This window comes from Geodermatophilus sp. URMC 65, assembly GCF_053502545.1.
This window is the reverse complement of sequence record NZ_CP199954.1, coordinates 275,095-295,424: the sequence shown is the minus strand read 5'-3', so window position 1 is coordinate 295,424 and position 20,330 is coordinate 275,095. Positions and strand designations below refer to the sequence as shown.

General features: G+C 76.1%; 17 protein-coding genes. 16 read left to right on the top strand and 1 reads right to left on the bottom strand.

Annotation, left to right across the window (positions count from 1 at the left end; all coding sequences use genetic code 11):
- Position 1 precedes the first annotated feature (1 nt).
- Positions 2–982: an AAA family ATPase gene (locus ACWIX7_RS01350; protein ID WP_448619833.1), complete on the bottom strand. Its 981-nt coding sequence runs from the start codon at positions 980–982 to the stop codon at positions 2–4.
- A gap of 503 nt (positions 983–1,485) precedes the next feature.
- Between ACWIX7_RS01350 and mraZ the strand changes: the two genes are divergently transcribed.
- From mraZ to ACWIX7_RS01270, 16 genes are all read left to right on the top strand, one after another.
- Entirely contained in the window at positions 1,486–1,920 is a 435-nt protein-coding gene (gene mraZ, locus ACWIX7_RS01345) for a division/cell wall cluster transcriptional repressor MraZ (RefSeq protein WP_448619832.1), read from the top strand.
- A gap of 446 nt (positions 1,921–2,366) precedes the next feature.
- A complete protein-coding gene (gene rsmH, locus ACWIX7_RS01340; RefSeq protein WP_448619831.1) occupies positions 2,367–3,359 on the top strand; it encodes a 16S rRNA (cytosine(1402)-N(4))-methyltransferase RsmH in 993 nt (330 codons plus the stop codon).
- Between the two features lie 406 nt (positions 3,360–3,765).
- The gene (locus tag ACWIX7_RS01335) at positions 3,766–4,245 is read left to right on the top strand and encodes a hypothetical protein (protein WP_448619830.1); all 480 of its coding nucleotides are present in this window, start codon (positions 3,766–3,768) and stop codon (positions 4,243–4,245) included.
- A 2-nt stretch (positions 4,246–4,247) separates the two neighbouring features.
- Positions 4,248–6,080: a peptidoglycan D,D-transpeptidase FtsI family protein gene (locus ACWIX7_RS01330; protein ID WP_448619829.1), complete on the top strand. Its 1,833-nt coding sequence runs from the start codon at positions 4,248–4,250 to the stop codon at positions 6,078–6,080.
- Between the two features lie 141 nt (positions 6,081–6,221).
- Positions 6,222–7,790: a UDP-N-acetylmuramoyl-L-alanyl-D-glutamate--2,6-diaminopimelate ligase gene (locus tag ACWIX7_RS01325; RefSeq protein ID WP_448619828.1), complete on the top strand. Its 1,569-nt coding sequence runs from the start codon at positions 6,222–6,224 to the stop codon at positions 7,788–7,790.
- 88 nt (positions 7,791–7,878) lie between these two features.
- Positions 7,879–9,294, top strand: coding sequence for a UDP-N-acetylmuramoyl-tripeptide--D-alanyl-D-alanine ligase (locus ACWIX7_RS01320; RefSeq protein WP_448619827.1), 1,416 nt, complete (start codon positions 7,879–7,881; stop codon positions 9,292–9,294).
- The gene (mraY, locus tag ACWIX7_RS01315) at positions 9,291–10,370 is read left to right on the top strand and encodes a phospho-N-acetylmuramoyl-pentapeptide-transferase (RefSeq protein ID WP_448619826.1); all 1,080 of its coding nucleotides are present in this window, start codon (positions 9,291–9,293) and stop codon (positions 10,368–10,370) included. The genes ACWIX7_RS01320 and mraY overlap by 4 nt, the downstream gene beginning before the upstream one ends.
- 134 nt (positions 10,371–10,504) lie before the next feature.
- A complete protein-coding gene (gene ftsW, locus ACWIX7_RS01310; protein WP_448619825.1) occupies positions 10,505–12,037 on the top strand; it encodes a putative lipid II flippase FtsW in 1,533 nt (510 codons plus the stop codon).
- A 77-nt stretch (positions 12,038–12,114) separates the two neighbouring features.
- Positions 12,115–13,215 (top strand): undecaprenyldiphospho-muramoylpentapeptide beta-N-acetylglucosaminyltransferase, encoded by a 1,101-nt coding sequence (murG, locus tag ACWIX7_RS01305; protein WP_448619824.1) that lies wholly within the window; start codon positions 12,115–12,117, stop codon positions 13,213–13,215.
- On the top strand, positions 13,212–14,669 hold the full coding sequence (gene murC, locus ACWIX7_RS01300) for a UDP-N-acetylmuramate--L-alanine ligase (protein ID WP_448619823.1): 1,458 nt from the start codon (positions 13,212–13,214) through the stop codon (positions 14,667–14,669). The genes murG and murC overlap by 4 nt, the downstream gene beginning before the upstream one ends.
- Positions 14,666–15,487, top strand: a complete 822-nt coding sequence (locus ACWIX7_RS01295; RefSeq protein ID WP_448619822.1) for a cell division protein FtsQ/DivIB — start codon at positions 14,666–14,668, stop codon at positions 15,485–15,487. The genes murC and ACWIX7_RS01295 overlap by 4 nt, the downstream gene beginning before the upstream one ends.
- A gap of 131 nt (positions 15,488–15,618) precedes the next feature.
- The gene (locus ACWIX7_RS01290) at positions 15,619–16,203 is read left to right on the top strand and encodes a peroxidase-related enzyme (RefSeq protein ID WP_448619821.1); all 585 of its coding nucleotides are present in this window, start codon (positions 15,619–15,621) and stop codon (positions 16,201–16,203) included.
- A 357-nt stretch (positions 16,204–16,560) separates the two neighbouring features.
- On the top strand, positions 16,561–17,844 hold the full coding sequence (gene ftsZ / locus ACWIX7_RS01285; protein ID WP_448619820.1) for a cell division protein FtsZ: 1,284 nt from the start codon (positions 16,561–16,563) through the stop codon (positions 17,842–17,844).
- Between the two features lie 78 nt (positions 17,845–17,922).
- Positions 17,923–18,654: a peptidoglycan editing factor PgeF gene (gene pgeF / locus ACWIX7_RS01280; RefSeq protein ID WP_448619819.1), complete on the top strand. Its 732-nt coding sequence runs from the start codon at positions 17,923–17,925 to the stop codon at positions 18,652–18,654.
- A gap of 76 nt (positions 18,655–18,730) precedes the next feature.
- A complete protein-coding gene (locus tag ACWIX7_RS01275; RefSeq protein ID WP_448619818.1) occupies positions 18,731–19,435 on the top strand; it encodes a YggS family pyridoxal phosphate-dependent enzyme in 705 nt (234 codons plus the stop codon).
- A gap of 67 nt (positions 19,436–19,502) precedes the next feature.
- Positions 19,503–20,312 carry a cell division protein SepF gene (locus tag ACWIX7_RS01270; RefSeq protein WP_448619817.1) on the top strand — a complete coding sequence of 270 codons (810 nt, stop codon included), beginning with the start codon at positions 19,503–19,505 and terminating at the stop codon, positions 20,310–20,312.
- Positions 20,313–20,330 lie beyond the last annotated feature (18 nt).

The following is a 20,330-nucleotide window of genomic DNA, read 5'->3' as shown; positions in this document are numbered from 1 at the left end:
CTCAGCGCCCGCGGGGGACGGGCACGGTCCTCAGCAGGTCGGTCACCACCTGCTCGGCGGTCCGGCGCGAGGCGGCGGCGTCGGGGGTGAGCAGCAGCCGGTGCGCCAGCACCGGCACGGCGACCGTCTGCACGTCGTCGGGCAGCACGTGGTCGCGGCCGGCCAGCGCCGCGGCGGCGCGGGCGGTGCGCAGCAGCTGCAGGCCCGCGCGCGGCGAGGCGCCCAGCCGCAGGTCGGGGGAGCGGCGGGTGGCCTCGACCAGCGCCACGACGTAGCGGCGCACCGCCTCGGAGACGTGCAGCCGGCCGACGGCGGCGACCAGCGCGCGCACCCCCGCCGCGTCGGTGGCCGGGGTCAGCGTGGTCAGCGGGTCGGTGGTCACCAGGTCGTCGAGCATCGCCAGCTCGGCCTCCCGGTCGGGGTAGCCCATGGAGACCCGGGCGGTGAACCGGTCGCGCTGGGCCTCCGGCAGGGGATAGGTGCCCTCCATCTCGATCGGGTTCTGGGTGGCCATGACGAGGAAGGGCCGGGCCAGCTCGTAGCTGACGCCGTCCACCGTGACCTGCCGCTCGGCCATGCACTCCAGCAGCGCCGACTGGGTCTTGGGGGAGGCCCGGTTGATCTCGTCGGCCACCACGATGTTGGCGAACACCGCGCCCGGCTTGAACTCGAACTCGCGCGTCTCCTGGTCGTAGACCGACACCCCGGTGACGTCGCTGGGCAGCAGGTCGGGCGTGAACTGGATGCGCCGCACGCTCGCGTCGACCGAGGCGGCCAGCGCCTTGGCCAGCGTGGTCTTCCCGACGCCGGGCACGTCCTCGACCAGCAGGTGCCCCTCGGCCAGCAGCACGACCAGGGCCAGGTGGACGACGTCGGGCTTGCCGTGGACGACCCGCGCCATGTTCGCCGCGATGCGGGCGCCCTCCGCCGCGACGTCGACCGGGACCTCTGTGTTCGCGGTCGTCGGGGTCACCTCGGTCACGCAACCTCCTCGCTGGCGCTCGTCGGCCGCGTGCCCGACGGTGCTGTGTCCATGCGTGACCTCGCGAGCTCGGTCACGGGGCCGCCTCGCCGGCGCTCGTCGGCCGCGTGTCCGACGGTGCTCTGCCCAGGCGTGACCTCGCGAGCCCGGTCACGTCATCAACGTTACGTGCCCGGACGCCTCCTGGGCGTGGCGTCGCACACGCGCACCCGGCCCCGTTCCGGTTCCCCACCGGCTCGCCTCCGGACCCCGCGACGGGCTCCACCGGGAGGCTGCGCCGGTGGGGCGGAGCGGGACGGCACCCCACCGCACCCCACCTCGCGGCCGGAGCCCGCGTCCGGGCCGCTGACCTGCGAGAGCGGCAGTGGGGAGGGTCGATCACGACATGGTGTCGAGTGGTGTCCGGTGGGGCGTAGTGGGTTACTGTGTGGCTCGGTGGGGAGGTACGGCCCGTCCCGGGGGCGCCCCGGAGTGCGAGGAGGACCGATGGGGGAGGTGATCCGGTGTTCGTCGGCAGCTACCCGTTGCGCCTCGACGAGAAGGGCCGGCTCGCACTCCCCGTCCGCTTCCGCGAGCAGGTGGCCGGCGGCATGGTGATCAAGAAGGGCCAGGAGCGCTGCATCTACGGCCTCACCATGAGCCGGGTCGCCGAGCAGAGCGCCGCGGCCGCCGCGATGGCGCCCTCCGACACCGCCGCCGCCCGCATGCGCGCGCGCATGAGCTTCGGGTCGATGGTCGAGGTCGAGCCGGACAAGACCGGCCGCATCACCATCCCCGCCAACCTGCGCGAGTACGCCGGCCTCGACCGCGACGTGGTCGTCGTCGGCGTCGACACCCGCTTCGAGATCTGGGACGCCGCCACCTGGGACGCCTACGTGGCCGAGCAGGAGGCCATCTACGCCGACATGGAGAGCGAGGGGATGCCCACCCTCTCCTGAGCCGACGTCCCGCCCCTCCGACCCCTCCGGGCCCCACCCCCGACCGAGCCGACTTCCCCGCGGCTCGACCGGTCCGGCCCGAGCCACCTTCCCCGCGGCTCGGACCCCCACGGCACCGGAGGAGACGCACCGCCCACCGGGCGCGCCGCCGGTCCCCACCGGCGCGAGCCCGCCCGTCCCCGCGGGGCTCCACCTGACGTACTTCCCCGGCGCCAGGCGGACCCCGCGGGGGGCGGGCCGGGCGCGTCCCCCGGGCCGGGACCCCACGGGACCCCACGGGACGGCCGGGCGGCCACACGGTCCCCACCGCGCCCCACCCGCCCTGAGAGCGCTCCCAGTCCCGGCGAAACGCCGCGGCGCTCCGCCCGCCGACCGCCGCCCAGCCCCACCATGGACGGGCCCCGCGCCCCCGAGGGCGCCCCGACCCCGTTCAGGAGCCGCCGACGATGAGCAGCACCGAGCCGGCGCCGGGAGGGCGGGGCACGTCCCCGGTGCACGTGCCCGTGCTGCTCGACCGCGTCACCGGGCTGCTCGCCCCGGCCTGCGTCGCTGACGGCGCCGTCCTCGTCGACGCCACCCTCGGCCTGGCCGGGCACTCGCTGGCCCTGCTGCGCGCCCACCCCGGGCTGCGGCTGGTGGGCCTCGATCGCGACCCCGACGCCCGCGCCGAGGCCGCCCGCCGGCTCACCGACGCCGGCGTCGCCGACCGGGCCACCGTCGTCCCCGCAGTCTTCGACGAGCTGCCCGAGGTCCTCGACCGGCTCGGCCTGACCGAGGTCCAGGCGGTCCTGTTCGACCTCGGGGTCTCCTCGCTGCAGCTCGACCGCCCCGACCGCGGCTTCAGCTACGCCGCCGACGCCCCGCTGGACATGCGGATGGACCCGTCGGCGCCGCGCACCGCCGCCGACGTCGTCAACACCTACCCCGCCGCCGACCTCGCGCGGGTGCTGCGCGTCTACGGCGAGGAGCGCTTCGCCACCCGCATCGCCCAGGCCATCGCCCGCGAGCGCGAGCGCGCGCCGTTCACGCACACCGAGCGGCTGGCGCACCTCGTGCGCGACTCGATACCGGCCGCCACCCGCCGCACCGGCGGCCACCCGGCCAAACGCACCTTCCAGGCGCTGCGCATCGAGGTCAACGACGAGCTCGGCGTGCTCGAGCGGGCGCTGCCGGCCGCACTCGACGCGCTCGCCGTCGGCGGCCGCATCGCCGTGATCACCTTCCACTCGCTCGAGGACCGCATCGTCAAGCAGACCCTCGCCGCCGGTGCGGTGGACCGCACGCCACCCGGCCTGCCGGTGCCCCTGCCCGAGATGAGCCCGACGCTGCGCCTGCTGACCCGCGGCGGCGAGGCGCCCTCGGAGGCGGAGGTCGCGGCCAACCCGCGGGCCGCCTCGGCCCGCGTGCGGGCCGCCGAGCGGATCCGGCGGGCCGCGTGACCGCCACGGCGGCACGGACGCCGCACCCGACGAGGAGGACGACCCACCGGCCGCGGAAGCGGCCGACCGGCGACGGTGAGGAGGCCGCATGAGCGCCACCGCCCGCGCGGCGGGGAACCCGTCCGGGGACCGCCCCGGCAGCCGGACCCCGCCCCCGCTGAGGAAGGACCCCCTCCCGGAGACTCGTCGCGGCCCCCGAGAAGGACCCCATCCCCCCCACCACTCGCGAGCTCGTGGCGGTGCCCTGGACGGGGCCGCGACGAGCCTCCGGACGGGACCGCCCGCGCCCGCGACGGGCACCACCCCCGGACGGCCGGCGACCACCGAGCGGCCCGGTGCCGAGTCGCGCACCGCGCGGACCGCCACCCCGGCGCCCGCGCGCCCCGCCGGCGCCCACACCGCCCCCGTGCGCACCGGCTCGCTGCGGAGCCGCACCGCCGCCCGCCCGACCCAGGCTCCCGGCCCGGCGCCCCGGACCGCCTCGAGCTCGCCGGCGTCCCGCCTGCGCAGCGCGGTCGGCGCCCACCGCGCGCCCTTCGTGCTGTTCGTCGTCACCCTGCTGGTGGCCACCACGCTGGGACTGCTGTTCCTCAACACCGCCATCGCGGTCAACTCGCTCAAGGCCACCCAGCTCGCGGCCGCCAACGAGGACCGCGCCCAGGAGGTGCAGCGGCTGGAGCAGCAGGTGATCGCGGGGGGCACGCCCGCCGAGCTGGCGCGCGAGGCGCGCGAGGCCGGCATGGTGCCCGCCGGCCCGGCCGCCTACCTGGTCGTCGGGGAGGACGGCAGCGTCACCCTGCGCGGCAAGGCGGTGCCGGCCGAGGACCCGGAGCCCAGCGAGGTCCCGGCGCTGCCCGCACCGCCGGTGACCGGGGGTGGGGACTGACCGTGCCGACCCCACCGCGCCCGCCCGCCCCCCGCCGGCGTCCCGCCGACCGTGCCCCGCTGCGCGGCGGTGCGACCGGCGCGTTCACCTCCCGCCGTGCTCCCGGCAGCCGTCGGGTGCCCGGCGTGCTGCGGACCAGCCGCCGTCGCTACAGCGTCGGGTTCGTCCTCGTCGTCGTCCCGCTGCTGGTCATCACCGGCAAGCTGTGGCTGCTGCAGGGCGTCGACAGCGGCCAGTACGCACTCGCGGCCACCCAGGACCGCATCCGCGTCCAGGACATCGCCCCCCTGCGCGGCTCGGTCGTCGACCGCGACGGCAACCCGCTGGCCTACACCGCCGAGGCGTTCCGCGTCACGGCCGACCCGACCCTGGTCGCCGACCCGGCGCGCACGGCCCTGGCCTTGACCACGCTGCTCGACGTCCCCGTCTCCGAGCTCACCGACCTGCTCTCCGAGGACGGCCGCTACGTCGTCCTGGCCTCGCAGGTCCCGCCGGAGACCGTCGACGCCGTCGACGAGCTAGAGCTGGCCGGGATCTTCTCCGAGGACGACCCGGTGCGGCACTACCCCGCCGGGTCGGTCGCCGGGCAGGTCGTCGGCTTCACCGGCCGCGACGGCCAGGGGCTGGCCGGCGTCGAGCAGACCCTCGACGAGCAGCTCGCCGGCACGCCGGGGGAGCGGCGGGTCGAGGTCGGCAGCGGCGGGCACCCGATCCCCTCGGGCATCGACGAGTCCACGCCCGCCGTCGACGGCCGGACCGTCGAGCTGACCATCGACTCCGACCTGCAGTTCGTCACCGAGCAGCGGCTGCAGGAGGCCTGCCAGGACGGCGCCACCACCCGCGCCTCGGCCGTCGTCCTCGACGTGCACACCGGTCAGGTCGTCGCGATGGGCTCCTGCCCGGGCTACGACCCCGGCAACTACTCCCGGACTGATCCGGAGCTGCTGGGCAACCCGATCGTCTCCAGCGTCTTCGAGCCCGGCTCGGTGCTCAAGGCGGTCACGCTCGCGGCGGCCGTGGAGGAGGGGAAGGCCACGCCGGACACGGTGCTCAGCGTCGACGGGCACATTCGGGCCGGGGACAGGGTCGTGCGCGACGCCCACGACCACGAGCCGATCGACTGGACGGTCACCGGCATCCTGGCCAAGTCCAGCAACGTCGGCACGATCATGCTGGCCCGCGAGGTGGGCGACGAGAAGCTCGAGGAGTACCTGAGGGCCTTCGGCCTGGGCAGCACCACCGGCATCGAGCTGCCCGGCGAGAGCGCCGGCATCCTCCAGGACTCCGCGGACTGGACCGAGAGCCGCGCGGCCAACGTGCCGATCGGCCAGGGCGTCTCGGTGACCACGCTGCAGATGGCCTCGGTCTACCAGGCGATCGCCAACGGCGGGGTGCGCATCCCGCCGCGCATCGTCTCCTCGGTGGGTGGCGAGCCGACCCCGGCGCCGAAGAGCACGCGGGTGCTCAGCGAGGGCACCGCCGACGGCGTCGCCCACATGCTCGAGGCCGTCGTCGGGCCCGGCGGCACCGCCCCGCTGGCGCAGGTCGAGGGCTTCCGGGTGGCCGGCAAGACCGGCACCGCGCAGCGGGCCAACCCCGAGTGCAACTGCTACGAGGGCGGCGGCTACGTGACGACGTTCGTCGGGTTCGCCCCGGCCGACGACCCGCAGTACGTCGTCGCGGTCGACCTCGAGCGGCCCACCAGCAACGAGGAGGGCGGCCAGGTGGCCGCCCCGGTCTTCGCCGACGTCATGCGCCAGGCGCTGACCGCCGACGGCATCGTGCCGTCGGGGACGCCCCGCCCCGACTTCGTGCTGACCGGCCCGGAGAGATAAGGACCCCCTCCTCCTCACCGCTCGCGAGCTCGCGGCGAGCCTCTGGACGGGGCCGGGGATGGGGCCCTCACCGGGCTCGGCAGCGGGCCCTCCGCGTGTGGGCAGCGGGCCGCCCCCGGCCCGCCGGTAGATTGGAGTCCCGTGAGCGAGAGCGGGAGGGAGACGGCGGCCCGGCCGACGGGGACCGGCCCGCTGACCCTCGCCGACCTCGCCGACCTGCTCGGCGCGCCCGTCCAGGGCGACCCCGCCACCTCGGTCACCGGCGTGACTCTGGCGTCGGCGGAGGTCGGCCCCGGGTACCTCTACGCCGCGCTGCCCGGCACCCGCACCCACGGGGCGCGGTACGCCGCCGACGCCGCGGCGCGCGGCGCGGTCGCCGTCCTCACCGACCCCACCGGCCGCGACGAGGCCGCCGCCACCGGCCTGCCGGTGTGCGTCGTCGACGACCCCCGCGGGCTGCTCGGCGCGGTCGCGGCGCGCGTCTACGGGGAGCCGGCCCGGCGACTGCAGGTCATCGGGATCACCGGCACCAACGGCAAGACCACGACCAGCTACCTGGTCGAGGCGGGGCTGGTCGCCGCCGGCCGCGGCACCGGCCTGGTGGGCACCGTGGAGACCCGCACCCGCGGCTGGGCCCCCGACGGGACGCCGACGGTCACCACCCTGCCCAGCGTGCGGACGACGCCGGAGGCCCCCGCCCTGCACGGGCTGCTGGCCCGGATGGTCGACTCCGGCGTGCAGACGGTGGTCATGGAGGTCTCCAGCCACGCGCTGGTGCTCGGCCGGGTCGGCGGCATCCCGTTCGCCGCGGCCGGGTTCACCAACCTCGGCCGCGACCACCTGGACTTCCACGCCGACCTCGAGGACTACTTCCAGGCCAAGGCCCGCCTCTTCGACGGCCGCGCCGCCGTCGAGGTGGTCGACGTCGACGACGCGCACGGGCGGCGGCTGGCCGACATGCTCGGCGGGCGCGCGGTCACCGTCTCCATCGAGGGTCCCGACGCCGACTGGACGGCGACCGGCCTCGTCCCAGCCCCCACCGGCGGGACGGCGTTCACGCTGACCGGACCGGACGGGCGCTCCCGGCCGGCCCGCGTGCGGCTGCCCGGCCGGTTCAACGTCGCCAACGCCGTGCTCGCCGTGGCGCTGCTCGACGCGGTCGGCGTCCCGGTGGAGACGGCGCTGACCGGGCTGGCCGGGACGGTGGTGCCGGGCCGGATGGAGCCGGTGGACGCCGGCCAGCCGTTCGTGGCCGTCGTCGACTACGCGCACACCCCGGACGCCGTCGCCACGGCGCTGGCCGCGCTGCGCGCCTCGACCCCGGGCCGGGTGATCACCGTGCTGGGCTGCGGCGGCGACCGCGACCCGGGCAAGCGGGCGGCGATGGGGGAGGCCGCGGCCCGCGGCAGCGACCTGCTGGTCGTCACCGACGACAACCCCCGCTCCGAGGACCCCGCCGCCATCCGCGCGGCGATGCTCGCCGGCGTCCCCGCCGACCGGCGCGGCGACGTGCTGGAGATCGGCGACCGCCGCGCCGCCGTCGCCGCCGCCGTCGCCCGCGCCCGGCCCGGCGACGCCGTCCTCGTGGCCGGCAAGGGCCACGAGACGGGCCAGGAGGTGGCCGGCACCCTGCACCCCTTCGACGACCGCGCCGTGCTGCGCGAGGCCCTGGCGCGGTGCGCGCCGGCCGGAGTGGAGCCGAGACCATGACCGAGCTCGCGAGGTCGTGCGAGAGCACAGCATCCTGGAGCACAGCATCCCGGAGCACGGGGTCGGCGGGCGCCGGCGGGGGGACCCCGTGATCCCCCTGACCCTGGCGGAGGTGGCCGAGGCGGTCGGCGGCCGGCTGACCCGCGGCGACGGCACCGTCACGGGCAAGGTCACCGTCGACTCCCGCGCCGTGGCACCCGGCGACCTGTTCGTCGCCGTGCCGGGGGAGCGGGTCGACGGGCACGACTTCCTCGGTGCCGCCGCGGCCACCGGCGCGGTCGCCGCGCTGAGCACCCGCCCCGACGACGCGCTGCCCTGCGTGGTCGTCGACGAGCCGGTCGCCGCGCTCGGCCGGCTGGCCGCTGCGGTGCACACCCGGCTGGCCGCCGGGGGGTTGACCACCCTGGGGATCACCGGCTCCTCGGGCAAGACCAGCACCAAGGACCTGCTCGGCCAGGTGCTGGCCACCGCGGGCCCCACGGTCAGCCCACCCGGCTCGTACAACAACGACATCGGCCTGCCGCTCACCGTGCTCGACGCCGACGAGGACACCCGCTTCCTCGTGCTCGAGATGGGCTCGCGCGGGCGCGGTCACATCGCCCGCCTGTGCCGGGTGGCTCGCCCCGACGTCGGCGTCGTCCTCAACGTCGGCTCGGCGCACCTGGGCGAGTTCGGCTCGGCCGACGGGATCGCCGTCGCCAAGGGCGAGCTGGTCGAGGCGCTGCCGACCGAGGGCACCGCCGTCCTCAACGCCGACGACCCGCGGGTGATCGGCATGGCGCCGCGCACCCGGGCCCGGGTGGTCACCACCGGCGTGGGTGGGCGGGGCGGCAGCACGGCCGACGTCCGCGCGGAGGACGTCGTCCTCGACGAGGCTGGCCGCGCCGGCTTCACTCTGGTCACCGGCGGTGTCCGCGCGGCGGTGCGGCTGCAGGTCGTCGGCGCCCACCAGGTCGCCAACGCCCTGTCGGCCGCCGGCGCCGCGCTGGCCGCCGGCATGACGCCGGAGGACGTCGCCGCCGCGCTGTCGGCCGCGGTGCCGCGCAGCCGCTGGCGGATGGAGGTCACCCGCCGGGACGACGGCGTGACCGTGGTCAACGACGCCTACAACGCCAACCCCGAGTCGATGCGCGCCGCCCTGGCCGCGCTGGCCGGGCTGCCCGCGCGGCGACGGGTCGCCGTGCTGGGGGCGATGGCCGAGCTCGGCCCGGGCGCCGCCGAGGAGCACGAGCGGCTGGGCCGGGACGCCGTGGCCGCCGGGGTGGACCTGGTCGTGGCCGTCGGCCCGGATGCGGTAGGGATAGCCGACGGGGCGCTCGCCGCGGGTGCTCGCGAGGACCGCGACACGGACAGGGGTGCCGTGCGCGTGCCCGACCGGGCGGCCGCCCGGGATCTGCTGACGGAGGTGCTGGTGCCCGGTGACGTCGTGCTGGTGAAGGCCAGCCGGTCCTACGGGCTCGAGGTGCTCGCGGCCGACCTGCTCGCCGCCGGGGCAGGCGCGTGAGGTCCATCCTCGTCGCGGCCGCGTTCGGGCTGATCATCTCGATCCTGGCCACGCCGGTCGCCGTCCACCTGTTCCGCCGCAAGGGCTTCGGCCAGGAGATCCGCGACGACGGCCCCGAGAGCCACCTGGCGAAGAAGGGCACGCCCACCATGGGCGGCACCGTCATCGTCGGGGCCACGGTCGGCGGCTACCTGATCGCGCACCTGTTCCTGATCAACCAGCCCGGCCGCGGGGTGACCGCCAGCGGCCTGCTGGTGCTCCTCCTCATGGTGGGCCTGGGCACCGTCGGCTTCCTCGACGACTACCTGAAGATCCGCTTCCGGCGCAGCCTCGGGCTGAACAAGACCGCCAAGCTGGTCGGCCAGCTGGTGGTCGGGGTGGCCTTCGCCGTCCTGGCGCTGAACTTCCCCGACGAGGCCGGCATCACCCCGGCCTCGGAGTTCGTCTCCTACGTCCGCGACATCGGCCCGCTGTTCCTCGGGTCGATCGGCTTCGTGGTCCTGGCCTACCTGTTCATCGCCGGGTTCTCCAACGCGGTGAACCTGACCGACGGTCTCGACGGGCTCGCCGCCGGCTGCTCGGCGATGGTCTGCGGCGCCTACACGATCATCTCGTTCTGGCAGTTCACCCACGACTGCACCAGCCAGTTGATCGACGGCTGCTACACCGTCCGCGACCCGCTCGACGTCACCCTGGTCGCCGCCGCCGGGCTCGGCGCCTGCCTGGGCTTCCTGTGGTGGAACACCAGCCCGGCCCGGATCTTCATGGGCGACACCGGCTCGCTCGCGCTCGGCGGGCTGCTGGCCGGCCTGGCCGTGGTGACCCGCACCGAGCTGCTGCTCGTCGTGCTCGGCGGGCTGTTCGTCGCGGTCACGCTCTCGGTGGTCATCCAGGTGGCCTTCTTCCGCGCCACCCGCCGCCGGGTGTTCCGGATGGCCCCGCTGCACCACCACTTCGAGCTCGCCGGCTGGACCGAGAACACGGTGATCGTCCGCTTCTGGCTGGTGACCGGGATGTCGGTCGCCTTCGGGCTGGGCCTGTTCTACGCCGACTGGCTGGCCATCGCGGGCCTGTGAAGAAGGACCACCCTCCCCCCCACACCTCGCAGGCTCGGCGCGGGCCCCTGGAGGGTGGCCGTTCCAGCACCTCACCGCTGCGACACGCCCCCGCGGTGCGCCGGGAGACCCGCACCACCGGTCACGATGACCGGATGGAGTCCTCCGGCGTCCCGACCGCTCCCGGGCGGCGCCGGACCGGGGCGACCGGGCGCAGGACGCCGGTCCGCCGGTTCGCGCCCCCGCCCTGGCTCGACGGCCCCATGACCAGCTTCCAGCTGGTCGTCGGCGCGGCCGGCATGCTCCTGGCCATCGGCCTGGTCATGGTCTTCTCCGCCTCGGCGATCGAGGCCGCGCTCAACGACCAGCCCGCCTGGCGGCCCGGCGTCGACCAGGTCGTCTTCGCCCTCATCGGCCTGGGCGCGCTGCTGGTGGCGGTGCGGCTGCCGGTCGGGCTGGTGCGCCGCTGGGCGCCGATCGTGCTGCTGGTCGCAGCGGTGCTGCTGGTCGCGGTGCTCGTCCCCGGCATCGGCATGCAGCTCAACGGCTCGCGCGCCTGGATCGACCTGGGCTTCACCAACTTCCAGCCCTCCGAGCTGGCCAAGCTGGTGTTCGCGCTGTGGGGGGCGCACATCCTGGCGGTGCGCGACCGCTTCCTCACCGTCAGGACGCTGCTGGTCCCGCTGCTGCCGGTGTTCGTCGTCCTGTCGCTCCTGCTCATCCTCGAGCCGGACTTCGGCGGGGTCGTGAGCCTCGGCCTGGTGCTGGTCGGCCTGCTGTGGGCCGGCGGCCTGCCGCGCCGCTGGTTCGCCGGGTTCTTCGCCGCCGGGGTCGCGGCCGTCGCCCTCATGGTCGCCGTCGCCCCGTACCGCATGGAGCGGGTCACCTCGTTCCTCGACCCGTTCGCCGACCCGTCCGACTCCGGTTTCCAGGCCATCCGCGGCTTCTACGCGCTGGCGACCGGCGGGCTGTGGGGCGTGGGGCTGGGCAACAGCGCGATGAAGTGGAACCTGCTGCCCGAGGCCGAGTCCGACTACATCTTCGCGATCATCGGCGAGGAGCTCGGCTTCCTCGGCTGCCTGGTCGTGGTCACCCTCTACGGCGTCCTGGCCTGGGCCGGCTTCCGGATCGCCCGGCGCACGGCCGACCGCTTCGTGCAGCTGGCGTGCGTGGCGATCACCGTGTGGTTGGTCGGCCAGGCGGCGCTGAACATGGGTTACGTGGTGGGTCTGCTGCCGGTCACCGGCCTGACGCTGCCGCTGGTCTCCGCCGGCGGCACCTCGCTGGTGCTCACCCTGTTCATCGTGGGTCTGCTCATCCGCTTCGCCCGCTCCGAGCCCGAGGCGGTCGAGCACCTGCGGCGGGCCGACCGCGGCCGGCTGTCCCGCTGGCTGCTGCCGGTGCCCGAGCCGGCCGTCGAGGCGGCGCGCCCGCGCCGCGGCCGCCGTCCCGAGCGGCCGGCCGGGGACCGCGCGCCCGAGCGGCCCGCCCGCCGCGCCGCCGTCCCCGGTGCACGCACCGTCGCCCGCGTCGTCCCCGTCCCGCCGGGGGAGCGCGCCCCGCGCGAGCGGGTGCCCGCCCGCGAGCGGCGGACGACGGAGGGCCGCGGCCGGCTGCCCGAGGCGCGCCGGCAGCCGCCGCCCCGGGCCCGCGCCACCGCCCCCGAGTCCCCGCGGCGGCCCCGGTGAGCGGACCGGGTCGTGAGCATCGCAGCGAGGGACGAGCGAGGAGCGGAGCGGCCCGCGGGAGCGAACCAGGGAGCAGAGTGAGCGTCAGCGTGGTCCTCGCCGGCGGCGGCACCGGCGGCCACATCGAGCCGATGCTCGCCCTCGCCGACGCGCTGCTGCGCCGCGGCGCCGTGGAGGGCGGGCTGCGGATCACCTGCCTGGGCACCGCCCGCGGCCTGGAGACCCGGCTGGTCCCCGCCCGCGGCTACGACCTGCGGCTGATCCCGCCGGTGCCGCTGCCGCGCAAGCCCACCGTCGACCTGCTGCGGGTGCCCGGCCGGGTGGTCCGCTCGGTGTCGGAGACGCGGGCCCTGCTGGGCGAGCTGTCCGCGGACGTCGTCGTCGGCTTCGGCGGCTACGTGGCGCTGCCGGCCTACCTGGCCGCCCGCCGGCAGCGGGTGCCGGTCGTCGTGCACGAGCAGAACGCGCTGCCGGGCCTGGCCAACCGGATCGGCGCGCGGGTCGCCGCGCGGGTCGCGGTCACCGTGCCCGGGACGCCGCTGCGCGGTGCCGAGCACGTCGGCATGCCGCTGCGGACGGCGATCAGCACGCTGGACCGCCCGGCCCGCCGCGCCGAGGCCCGCGCCGCCTTCGGCCTGGACCCCGACCGGCCCACGCTGCTGGTCTTCGGCGGGTCGCAGGGTGCGGCCTCGCTCAACCGGGTGGCCGTGGGCGCCGCGGACGTGCTCACCGCCGGCGGGGTGCAGGTGCTGCACGCCCGCGGGCCCAAGAACACCGATGTGACCGTGCCGCCCCGCGCGCCCGGGCAGGCCCCCTACGTCGTCGTCGACTACCTCGAGCGCATGGACCTCGCCTACGCCGCCGCGGACCTGGCCCTGTGCCGGTCCGGCGCGGTCACCGTGGCCGAACTGTCCGCGGTCGGGCTCCCGGCCGTGTTCGTGCCGCTGCCGATCGGCAACGGCGAGCAGCGGCTCAACGCGCTGCCCGTCGTCGAGGCGGGGGGAGGACTGCTGGTGGACGACGCCGACCTGTCACCGTCCTGGATCGAGGAGCACGTCATCCCGATGGTCACCGACCCGGCCACGCTGGCCCGGTACGCCGAGCACGCCGCGGCCGCCGGCGCCCGGGACGCCGACGAGCGGTTGGCCGACATAGTGCTGGAGGTGGCGAACCGATGAGCGCGGCAGCCGTCGCGGCCTGGGTGGACCCGGTGCCGAGCCTCGAGGAGCTCGGCGCGGTGCACTTCGTCGGCATCGGCGGGGCCGGGATGAGCGGCATCGCCCGCATCCTGCTGGCCCGCGGCGTCCCGGTCTCCGGCAGCGACCGCCGCGACACCGCGACGCTGCTGGCGCTGCGGGCCCTGGGCGCCCGGGTGGAGCTCGGCCACGACCCGGCCAACCTCGGGGACGCCGACACCGTCGTCGTCTCCACCGCCATCCGCGACGACAACCCCGAGCTGGCCGCGGCCCGCGAGCGGGGCCTGCGGGTGCTGCCCCGCGCGGTGGCGCTGGCCGCGGTGATGGCCGGCAAGCGCAGCGTCGCGGTGGCCGGCACGCACGGGAAGACCTCGACGACCTCGATGCTCACCGTCGCGGTGCAGGCCTGCGGCGTGGACCCCTCCTTCGCGATCGGCGGGGACCTCAACGAGTCGGGCAGCAACGCCCACGCCGGCAAGGGGGACGTCTTCGTCGCCGAGGCCGACGAGAGCGACCGCTCGTTCCTGCTGCTGGCCCCGCACGGTGCCATCGTCACCAACGTCGAGGCCGACCACCTGGACAACTACGGCGACCTCGCCGCGGTGGAGGCCGCCTTCGACCGGTTCCTGCAGACCATCGACCCGGCCGGCTTCCTCGTGCTGTGCGCCGACGACCCCGGCGCGGCGCGGCTGCGCACCGTGTCCACCCCGGCGCGGGTGCGCACCTACGGCACGGACCAGGACAGCGACCTGCGGCTGGTCGACGTCGAGGTGGGCCCGGAGACCACCGACTGGACCGCCGTCCTCGACGGCAGAGTGCTCGGCCGGGTGTCGATCCAGGTGCCCGGCGAGCACATGGCCCGCAACAGCGCCGCCGCGCTGCTGGCCGGGCTCGAGCTGGGCCTGCCCGCCGAGAGCCTGATCGCCGGGCTCGGCCGCTTCGGCGGCGTGCACCGGCGCTTCGAGCTCAAGGGCAGCGTCGGCGGGGTGCGGGTCTACGACGACTACGCCCACCACCCGACCGAGGTGGCGGCCCAGCTGCGCGCCGCGCGAGCGGTCGCCGGCACCGGCCGGGTGGTCGTGGCCTTCCAGCCGCACCTGTACAGCCGCACCCGGGAGTTCGCCGCCGCCTTCGGCGCGGCGCTCGGCCTGGCCGACGAGGTCGTGGTCATGGACGTCTACGGCGCCCGCGAGGACCCGGTCCCCGGCGTCACCGGCGCGATGGTGGCCGACGCCGTGGCGCTGCCGGCCGGGCAGGTGTCCTTCGAGCCGTCCTGGTCGGCGGCCGCCCCGGCCCTGGCCGAGCGGGCGCAGCCCGGCGACCTGGTGATCACCATGGGTGCGGGCAACGTCTCGATGGTCGGCCCGGAGGTGCTCGAGGCGCTGCGGGCCCGGTTCGCGCCGGAGGGCGACGGCCCGGGGGGTCCCGCGCGGTGAGCCGCTCGGGGACGACCACCAGCGACCGCGCGCGCGGCGAGGGGTCCTCCCGGGCCGGCACCGAGGCGCGTCCCCGCCGCCGTCCGGTCCGCCGCCGGTCGAGTCGGCACCCCACCCACCCGGCCGCTCGCCGGCGACGGCTGCTCGTCCGCGGCGGCGTGCTCGTCGCGGTGCTGGGCCTGCTGGCCTGGCTGCTGTGGGGGAGTCCCCTGCTGGCCGTCTCCGCCGTGCGGGTGGACGGCGCCGGCACGCTGACCGCCGCCGAGGTCGTCGACGTCGCCGGCATCGACGAGGGGACGCCGCTGCTGCGCGTCGACGTCGACGCCGCCGAGGCGCGGGTGGCCCGGTTGCCGCAGGTGGCCGACGTCGAGGTCACCCGCGGCTGGCCCCGCAGCGTCGTCGTCACCGTCGTCGAGCGGGTGCCGGTCGCGGTGGTGGAGGAGGAGGACGGCACCCGCTCGCTGGTCGACGCCGACGGCGTGCTGTTCGACACCGTGACCGGCCGCCCGCCGGCCGGCGTGGTGCCCCTCGACGTGGGCGACCCCGGCCCCGAGGACCGCGCCACCCGCGCGGCGCTGTCGGCGCTGGTCGCGCTGCCCGACGACGTCCGCGGCGAGGTCTCCGGCGCCGAGGCGACGACCCCCGAGGACGTCACGCTGACCCTCGAGGACGGCACCACCGTGCTCTGGGGGAGCGACGAGCGGGCCCGCGACAAGGCCGACGCGCTGGTCGCGCTGCTGGGGCAGCTGCAGACAGGGAGGCTCGAGCCGGCCGGGACCATCGACGTCAGCACGCCTGCGGCGGTCGTCCTCCGGTGAGGACCCCCTTGCCCCCGCGCCTCGCATAAGGACCCCCTTGCCCCCGCGCCTCGCAGGCTCGGGGCGGTGCCCGGGACGGGGCCGGCCCCGGACGGGTGGCCGCGGCGCGTGCGGCGGGGGAGGGTGGCCCGGTGAGCACCGGGCCGGTCAGCCGCTTCCCCGTCCCCCCGCGCGAGGAGCTGCCCGAGCAGCTGCGCGAGCGCTACGCCGACGTCGAGGAGCGCGCGGGCTTCCTGCCCAACGTCTTCGCCGCCCTGGCCTGGCGCCCGGCCGAGGCAGCCGCCTTCTTCGCGCTGCACGACGCGCTCATGGACAAGGACACGCCGGGGCTGTCCACCGCCGACCGGGAGCTGATCGTGGTCGCCACCAGCGCAGCCAACGACTGCCTGTACTGCGTGGTCGCCCACGGGGCGATCGCCCGGGTCCGCGCCCGCGACCCGTACCTGGCCGACCAGGTCGCCGTCGACTGGCGCAAGGCGCCGGTGTCGGAGCGCCTGCGCGCGGTGCTCGAGGTCGCCGTCCGCCTGGCGGTGGACCCGGCGGCGGTCACCGCCGCCGACCTGGACCGGCTGCGCGGTCACGGCCTGACCGAGGACGACGTGTGGGACGTCGGGGCGATCGTGTCGTTGTTCGCGCTGTCCAACCGGCTGGCGCACTGGGCGGCGATCCCGCCGAACGAGGAGTTCTTCCTGATGGGACGCGTCCCGCGGCAGTAACGGGACTGCGCTGGGTCGCCGTCCGGTGTCTCGGCGTGTCCGGTGGGAGCCGACCACGACACGCGCGGCGACACGACACGCCCGACACGGCAGAACACTTCGGGAGTTCCCGGTGCCGGGCATGTCACGGCCCTCGACCCGGGCGTGAGACGTCCACGAGGCGGGTCGTCACCCACGGTGGTGCAGCTGTGATCAGTGCGTCGTCCGAGACCGGTGGGGAGGCGCCCGCTCGACACGCCGCGCCCTGGAGGGTGCTTGTAGCGCCCGTGAACGCCCACCTAACTTCGTGCGCGTCGACCCAGTTGACATAACTATAAGGCTTTACTTGAGGATGAGGGTCGAGGTCGGGAGCCCCACATGACACCTCCGCACAACTACCTCGCGGTCATCAAGGTCGTCGGCATCGGCGGCGGCGGGGTGAACGCGGTCAACCGCATGATCGAGGTCGGCCTCAAGGGGGTCGAGTTCATCGCCATCAACACCGACGCCCAGGCGCTGTTGATGAGCGACGCCGACGTCAAGCTCGACGTCGGCCGTGAGCTCACCCGCGGGCTCGGCGCGGGCGCGCAGCCCGACGTCGGCCGCCAGGCCGCCGAGGACCACCGCGAGGAGATCGAGGAGGTGCTCAAGGGCGCCGACATGGTCTTCGTGACCGCCGGCGAGGGCGGCGGCACCGGCACCGGTGGCGCGCCGGTCGTCGCCTCGATCGCCCGCAAGCTCGGCGCGCTGACCATCGGCGTGGTCACCCGCCCGTTCTCCTTCGAGGGCAAGCGGCGGGCCGTGCAGGCCGAGTCGGGCATCGAGGAGCTGCGCAACGAGTGCGACACGCTCATCGTCATCCCCAACGACCGGCTGCTGCAGCTCGGTGACCGGAACGTCAGCGTCATGGACGCCTTCCGGACCGCCGACCAGGTGCTGCTCTCCGGTGTCCAGGGCATCACCGACCTGATCACCACGCCTGGTCTGATCAACCTGGACTTCGCCGACGTCAAGTCGGTCATGTCCGGCGCGGGGTCGGCCCTCATGGGCATCGGCAGCGCGCGCGGGGACAACCGGGCGCTGCTGGCCGCCGAGCAGGCCATCGCCAGCCCGCTGCTGGAGGCCTCGATGGAGGGCGCCCACGGCGTGCTGCTGTCCATCTCCGGCGGCTCGGACCTCGGCCTGTTCGAGATCAACGAGGCCGCCTCGCTCGTCTCCGATGCCGCGCACGCCGACGCCAACATCATCTTCGGTGCGGTGATCGACGACGCCCTCGGCGACGAGGTGCGGGTCACCGTCATCGCCGCCGGCTTCGACGGCGGCAAGCCGCAGGGCCGCAAGGACTCCGGGATGGGCTCGGTGCCGGCCGCTTCCCCGGTGGCCCCGCCGACCACCCCGCGGATGCCGGTGGTGCAGCCGCAGCCGGTCGCCGGCGTCCCGACGGGGGAGCGGCTGGTCGGCTCGGCGCAGCCGCAGCAGGCGCAGTCCAACCCGCCGTCGACGTCCCAGATGCCCGGCCGGCCGGCCACCGGGGGCGGGATCACCGTGCCGCCGCTGCCGCCCGTCCCGGGCGCGAACACCAACGCCGCCGCGGGCCGGCGTCCGCTGTCCAACGAGGACTTCGAGGAGGAGCTCGACATCCCGGAGTTCCTCCGCCAGTAAGAGGACCCCGCCGCCCCCGCACCTCGCGAGCTCGGCGCGGGTCCCTGCAGCGGAGCCGAGCCCGGTAGCTTCGTCCTCGTGAGTCCTGAACCGGCCGCCTCGTCGGCGGTGCGACCCCGACGGGTCGTCACCGACCGGCGAGGCGGCCGCTCCGCGTCTCCGTACGACTCCTTCAACCTCGGCTCGCACGTCGGCGACGACCCCGTCGCCGTGGCCGCCAACCGCGAGCGGCTCGCCCGCGAGCTCGGCGTCCCCGGCGACCGGCTGGTGTGGATGGACCAGGTGCACGGCACGCGAGTCGCCGTCGTCGACGGTCCGGTCGAGGGGCCGCTGGAGGGCACCGACGCCGTCGTCACCCGGACGCCGGGGCTGGTGCTGTGTGCGCTGGTCGCCGACTGCGTGCCGGTCCTGCTCGCCGACGGCACCGCGGGCGTCGTGGCCGCGGTGCACGCCGGCCGCGCGGGCGTGCGTGCCGGCGTCGTCCCCGCCACGCTGGCCGCCATGGCGGAACTGGGCAGCCGCTCCGGCGACGTCACCGCGCTGCTCGGCCCGGCCGTCTGCGGTGCCTGCTACGAGGTGCCGCGGGCGATGCAGGTCGAGGTGGCCCGGGTGGCGCCGGCCGCGGCGGTGCGCACCCGCAGGGGGACGCCGGGGCTGGACCTGCGGGCCGGGCTGGCCGAGGTGCTGCGGAGCGCGGGCGTCGGGCAGGTCGTGCACGACCCCCGGTGCACCGTCGAGGACCGCTTCCTCTTCTCCCACCGCCGCGACGGCGTCACCGGTCGCCAGGCCGGCGTCGTCTGGCTCAGCTGAGCGCCACCCTCCGCGATCACGGCGCCGTGACCACCCGAGGCCCCTGCGGGGTGGTCGCAGCGCCATGATCGCGGGTGTGACCACTCCGGCCGAGCGCCTGCAGGCCGTCCGCGACCGCATCGCCGCCGCGGCGCGGGCCGCGGGCCGGGACCCCGCCGAGGTGGGGCTGGTGGCGGTGAGCAAGACCTGGCCCGCGGCCGCCGTCCGCGAGCTCGCCGCCCTCGGCCAGGCCGACTTCGGGGAGAACCGCGCCCAGGAGCTCACCGGCAAGGCCGCCGAGCTCACCGACCTGCCGCTGCGCTGGCACTTCGTCGGCCAGCTGCAGCGCAACAAGGCCGCGGCGGTCGCCCGGCTGGGCGCCGTCGTGCACTCCGTCGACCGTGTCTCGCTGGCCCGCACGCTGGCCCGGGTCGGCGTGGAGACCGGCCGACCGGTCGAGGTCCTCCTGCAGGTCGACCTCGGTGGGCCCGAGGGGGAGCTGGCCGCCCGCGGCGGAGCCGACCCGGCCGACGTCCCCGCGCTGGCCGACGCCGTCGCCGCCGAGGAGGGCGTCGTCCTGCGCGGCCTCATGGCGGTCGCCCCGCGTGGTGTCGAGCCGGGCCCGGCCTTCGCGCGACTGGCCGCGCTCGCCGAGCGGGTCCGTGCCGACCACCCGGAGGCGCGCCACCTCTCCGCCGGGATGAGCGCGGACCTCGAGGAGGCGGTCGCGGCCGGCAGCACCCTCGTGCGTGTCGGAACCGCGCTGTTCGGGACGCGGCCCCTACCCTCCCCGGAGGACTAGTCACACCGGTCACACGGGTCCCAGCAGCCCGGGTGGCCACGCGCGCGTACGGAGAAGGGCAGGGCTGATGGCCGGAGCCATGCGGAAGATGGGCATCTACCTCGGGCTCGTGGAGGACGACGACGCCCGGGCCTACGGCCGTTACGACGTCCGCCCGGCGGACGCCGACCACTACGACCGCCTCGAGGAGCGCCGGTACTCCCGGTACGCCTCCGAGGACGGCTACGCCGCCGACAACGGTTACGACGACCGCTACGACGCCGGGGACCGCTACGAGCCCGACTACCGCGACGGGGACTTCCGGGCCGACGACCGCCGCTACGCCGACCTCGACGCCGACCTCCCGCCGGCGCCGGACCCCGAGCCGCTCGCGCTGCCGCGGCGTCCCGCGGCCAACCGCAACCTGGGTCTCGCGCCCGACCCAGGCGGCGCCACCGCCTCCCGCGTCGGCGGGTTGGCCCCCGCCGGTGCCGGATCCGCGTCGATCCCCGGCCCGGCGACCGCCGTGTCCGGCCCGGTGGGTGCCGCGGGCCTCGCCGTCCGTGAGCCGGTCGCCGCCGCGCCCGAGCCGGCCCCCGCGCCCGCTCCGGCGCCGCAGCCCTACCGGATCACCACGCTGCACCCGCGTACGTACAACGAGGCCCGCCAGATCGGCGAGAGCTTCCGTGACGGCAAGCCGGTGATCATGAACCTCACCGAGATGGACGACGCCGACGCCAAGCGGCTCGTCGACTTCGCTGCGGGTCTGTCGTTCGGGCTGCGCGGTAGCATCGAGCGCGTCACGAACAAGGTGTTCCTGCTCAGCCCGCGGGACGTCGACGTGACGGCCGAGGACAAGGCGCGGATCCGCGAGGGCGGTTTCGCCGCCGAGTCCTGAGACTGGCGGCAGGACCGG

What these genes read in the sequence shown, in the direction of transcription:
- ftsW (WP_448619825.1), top strand. Translation starts at nt 10,505, where the DNA reads ATGGAGTCCTCCGGCGTCCCGACCGCTCCCGGGCGGCGCCGGACCGGG.
- murC (WP_448619823.1), top strand. Translation starts at nt 13,212, where the DNA reads ATGAGCGCGGCAGCCGTCGCGGCCTGGGTGGACCCGGTGCCGAGCCTC.
- ftsZ (WP_448619820.1), top strand. Translation starts at nt 16,561, where the DNA reads ATGACACCTCCGCACAACTACCTCGCGGTCATCAAGGTCGTCGGCATC.
- rsmH (WP_448619831.1), top strand. Translation starts at nt 2,367, where the DNA reads ATGAGCAGCACCGAGCCGGCGCCGGGAGGGCGGGGCACGTCCCCGGTG.
- ACWIX7_RS01270 (WP_448619817.1), top strand. Translation starts at nt 19,503, where the DNA reads ATGGCCGGAGCCATGCGGAAGATGGGCATCTACCTCGGGCTCGTGGAG.